This is a genomic window from Finegoldia magna, from assembly GCF_018371055.1.
Lineage (GTDB): Bacteria > Bacillota > Clostridia > Tissierellales > Peptoniphilaceae > Finegoldia > Finegoldia magna_I.
This window is the reverse complement of sequence record NZ_JAGYZD010000150.1, coordinates 1-4,299: the sequence shown is the minus strand read 5'-3', so window position 1 is coordinate 4,299 and position 4,299 is coordinate 1. Positions and strand designations below refer to the sequence as shown.

The following is a 4,299-nucleotide window of genomic DNA, read 5'->3' as shown; positions in this document are numbered from 1 at the left end:
AAAATCCCCTTTGCCTTAATGTATGATCCACCAGTTGATGTCTTAACCCATTCTTTCCAGCCTTTTCCGCAATATCCTCCACCAGAAAGTACAAGTCCGTTGGAAACTTGTGTGATTGATTGCAACAAATCAGGCACATATCCTGTCAAATAAACAGGGCTTACGATTTTGCCTGTTAATTTGCCGTCTATGATTTCTCGTCCTTTCATTGCAACGCATTGAATTCCCCAGTTTTTTGGATCTTCCATTCCAGATGAGAAACCTTCCAACAAATATCCCTTGTCAACAGATTTAATCATATCTTCAACAGAATCTTCGCCTTCTTCAAAGAAAGTATTAGTCATACGAGTGTATGCTTTTCTCTTGAAAGATTCTCTCTTACCATTTCCTGTGGATTCTTGTCCCAACAAAATCGCAGACAATTCGTCGCACATTCCGTGACGCAAAATTCCCTTGTCGATAATCACAGTATCTCTTCCCAAGTTACCTTCGTCATCGAACAAATAGCTCGACACTTCATCGAAAGCTGTCGCACCGTCGTGCATTATTATCTTGTCACTTGCAACTCTCTTGTCTTGGTATTCTTTTCCTTTTGCACGTTCTTTTACATACATATCCATTTCTGCTCCGTGGCCGAAAGCTTCGTGAGCGATTAATCCTGTAAAATCAGGATCGCAAATTATATCGTATTCTCCTGGAACAACTCTGTCTGCTGTAAGCAATTCTTCAGTTCTTCTACAAGCATCATCTGCTGCTTTTTCAAATTCAGAAATCAATTCACTTCCACACAATCCAGAACTAGAAATAAAATCTAATTTTGTATTTTTTCCATCAGTTGCTGCTGCCATTGCAAATCCAGTTGAATAAGCGTAAGATTGGTACAAATCTTTATTTTTCGATAAGAAAATTTTGTTAACTTGCGTAATATTCAATCTCAAAGAAAGTTGAACGATTTTTTCGTATTTCGCTTTAACTTCGTCGTGAATTTTTTGCAAAGTAGTGATAATTTTTTCAGGATTATCTTCTTCTGGCAAGTTTTCAACTTCAGTGATTTTTTCTTTTGTGATTTCGTCGTCATTTGGAAGTCTGTCGTATGTTACTCTGTCCAAGCCTTCGACGATTTTTTTACGATCTTCAAGTGCGATTTTGCGGACATTTTCGCATACTTTGTCAACGTCTACTTCGTTAAATGAATACTCACTAAATCCCAAATCAGTGTACACTCTGATTACAAATCCACGTTGGTAATCAGGAGAAGGATTCAATGAAATTGCAGATGTCGACACAGAATAACTTGCACCATCAACATCGCAACCTAAAATAGAAACGTATTTGAAATCAGTTTCCAAATTTTTTATAATTTCTTGTAATTTAGATTTATTATCTAATAAAAATTTTGATGTAGTTAGTTTTTTCATGTTCTACCCCTTTCATTATTAATTATAGTAAATACTAGTATCTATTACAATGAATTTTAAGAAAATGATATCATAAAAACTATTGACAATTCGTAATAAAGTAGTACAATGTATTACAAGAGGAGGTGTATTTTATGAGTTTTTCAATTAGATTATCAAAAGAGGAAAAAAATCTTGCAGAAAGTTATGCCAAAATTCACTCTATTTCTGTAGGCGAAGCCTTCAAGAGAGCTTTGTTTGAACAAATTGAAAATGAATATGATATCACTGTTGCTGAAGAAGCTTATAAAGAATATGTAGAAAGCGGGAAAAAGAGTAGACCAATTTCAGAATTTTGGAAGGAATTGGATTTATGATTTTTCATCTAGAAACTACTCCTAAATTTGAAAAAGAATTTAAAAAGTTAGATAAATACACTCAGTTAATAATAAAGTCTTGGATTACTAAAAATTTAATTGATTGTGAAAATCCTCGCCAATTCGGAAAATGTTTAACAGCAAATCGCAAAGGACAGTGGAGATATCGAATAGGAGATTATCGCCTAATCTGTCAAATTGAGGATAACAAAATGATTATTCTTGCTTTGACTATTGGTCATAGGCGTGATATTTACAAATAGTTTCTTTTATATTAATCACAAACAAAGGCTACCTAAAAAATCGGTAGCCTTTGTTTAGTTTATTTCGTTTTATCTATTAGCCATGATGACTTTTATTTCATCTGGATTAATTCCCACCATTGCTTCTCCCAAATCTTTGCTCACTTCAAGCAATACATCAGGATTATTGTAATTTTCTACAGCTTTTACGATAGCTTTGGCACGTTTTTCTGGATTTCCACTTTTGAAAATTCCACTACCAACAAACACACCTTCAGCTCCCAATTGTCTCATCAACGCCGCATCAGCAGGAGTTGCAACTCCACCTGCAGAAAAATTAAGTACAGGTAATTTTCCATTTTCGTGAACGTATTTCAATAATTCAAAGCAAACTCCCATTTCTTTTGCTTTGTCGTACAATTCATCTTCCTTCAAAGACTTCACCAATGAAATTTCGCCCATGATTTGTCTCATATGTGTAACAGCTTGGACAACATCTCCAGTTCCAGCTTCACCTTTTGTTCTAATCATCTTAGCGCCTTCTTTGATTCTTCGTAAAGCCTCCGGTAAATTTCTCGCTCCACAAACAAAAGGAGTGTTAAATTTTGATTTGTCGATATGATACTTGTCATCTGCCGGAGACAAAACTTCTGATTCGTCAATGTAATCAATTCCCAAAGATTCCAAAATTTGCGCTTCAACAAAATGACCAATTCTAACTTTTGCCATCACTGGAATTTTAACAGCTTTCATGATTTCTTCAATCATTTTAGGATCGCTCATTCTGCTAACTCCTCCAGCAGCTCTAATATCTGCAGGAACTCTTTCAAGTGCCATTACGCTTACTGCTCCTGCTGCTTCTGCAATCCTCGCTTGTTCAGCATTGATTACATCCATTATTACTCCGCCCTTTAATTTTTCATTTATATCCATTAAAATCACCTCGCCTTTATAATACATGCAAATTGCATCTAATCATAGTAGCAAAATAAAATAATTTTATGGGTACAGATGTGTTATACTTAATCCAACGGAGGATTTTATGTTCATAAATTTAAACGACAAGGATTATTTGTATAATCAAATTTACGATTCTATAAAAGAAAAGATTAACACGAAACAATTGAAGACTAATGACAAGCTTCCTTCTATTAGGAAATTATCAAATGAGCTAAATATTTCGATAAATACTGTGTCCAATGCCTATTATCAATTGGAAAAGGAAGGATACATTCGTTCCAGTGAGAGAAGTGGGTTTTTTGTAGAAAAATCTGGTCATATTTTGCAAAACGATGCAAACTTTGATGATGAGGATATGATTGTTGAGGAAAAGAATTCTTACGTGTATGATTTTTCATTTTCAGGTGTGGATAAATCGTGTTTTAAATACAAGCAGATAAGAAAAGCTTTCAGGGATTCAATTAGTGAAGATGATGATGCTATTTTGGGTAAGGTTGATGGTTTGGGATTATTTTCGTTGAGGTGTTCTATTTCAAATTATTTGAAAGATTTCAGAGAAATTATCGTGAATCCCAACCAAATCGTCGTGAGTTCTGGCAGCAATGAGTTGTTGATTTTGATTAAAAATCTTCTTAACAATCCCGTTTTTGGTTTCGAAAATCCTGGATATGCATATCACGGAATTGGTTTTTACAATAATTTCAACAGTACGCCGATTGATGTGAATGAAGATGGAATTGATATAGACTTTCTGAAGCAAACAGATGCTAGTGTGGTAAGTGTGACTCCTTCTCATCAGTTTCCGACTTCTGCGATTATGCCGATTAATAAGAGGATTGATTTGTTGAATTGGGCTTACGAAAAAAATAATCGCTACATAATTGAGGATGACTACGATGCTGAATTTAAATACAAGCTGCGTCCGATTGCTCCACTGAAGACTTTGGATGTGAATGATAAGGTGATTTACATCGGGAATTTTTCACGTACTGTAACCCCTGCGATGCGTGTGAGTTTTATGGTTTTGCCTAAAAATTTGATGAATAAATTTTATTCTGTATTAAGATCTGAGAGGTGTCCTGTGTCGATTTTCGTTCAATCTGCGTTGTCCAAGTTTATTGACAGTGGAGATTTTGAAAAGCAGGTCAATCAAATGAAGAAGGTGTATGCAAAAAAATACGAGATTATTTTCTCAAAAATAAACGGCTGCAAATTCATTGATTTTGAGAAAACTGATTGTGGCACATCTGTCGTAATCAAGGTCGATAAGAGGATTGACAGTAATGTTTTGCTGAAAACTTTGAAGGAAAATTCTGTATATGT

Annotated in this window: 5 protein-coding genes; 3 read left to right on the top strand and 2 right to left on the bottom strand. The window is 34.7% G+C overall.

Features of this window, described 5'->3' with window-relative positions:
* Nucleotides 1-1,418, bottom strand: a 1,418-nt coding sequence (locus KHW44_RS06845; protein ID WP_304067613.1) for a TldD/PmbA family protein, incomplete at its 3' end; no start/stop codon positions are given.
* A 134-nt stretch (nucleotides 1,419-1,552) separates the two neighbouring features.
* Here KHW44_RS06845 and relB point away from each other — a divergent pair.
* Nucleotides 1,553-1,774: a type II toxin-antitoxin system RelB family antitoxin gene (gene relB, locus KHW44_RS06840; protein WP_002838972.1), complete on the top strand. Its 222-nt coding sequence runs from the start codon at nucleotides 1,553-1,555 to the stop codon at nucleotides 1,772-1,774.
* Nucleotides 1,753-2,037, top strand: coding sequence for a type II toxin-antitoxin system RelE/ParE family toxin (locus KHW44_RS06835; RefSeq protein WP_316094801.1), 285 nt, complete (start codon nucleotides 1,753-1,755; stop codon nucleotides 2,035-2,037). Before relB ends, KHW44_RS06835 begins: the two co-directional genes overlap by 22 nt.
* Nucleotides 2,038-2,106: 69 nt before the next feature.
* Here the strand turns inward: KHW44_RS06835 and pdxS are convergent, their stop codons facing one another.
* Nucleotides 2,107-2,949 carry a pyridoxal 5'-phosphate synthase lyase subunit PdxS gene (pdxS, locus tag KHW44_RS06830; RefSeq protein ID WP_294684518.1) on the bottom strand — a complete coding sequence of 281 codons (843 nt, stop codon included), beginning with the start codon at nucleotides 2,947-2,949 and terminating at the stop codon, nucleotides 2,107-2,109.
* A gap of 109 nt (nucleotides 2,950-3,058) precedes the next feature.
* On the opposite strand from pdxS, the gene KHW44_RS06825 reads away from it, so the two are divergent.
* The coding region (locus KHW44_RS06825; protein WP_304067609.1) for a PLP-dependent aminotransferase family protein at nucleotides 3,059-4,299 on the top strand (1,241 nt) is incomplete at its 3' end.

Coding starts and splice junctions, on each gene's coding strand:
- relB (WP_002838972.1), top strand. CDS start 1,553: ATGAGTTTTTCAATTAGATTATCAAAAGAGGAAAAAAATCTTGCAGAA.
- pdxS (WP_294684518.1), bottom strand. CDS start 2,949: ATGGATATAAATGAAAAATTAAAGGGCGGAGTAATAATGGATGTAATC.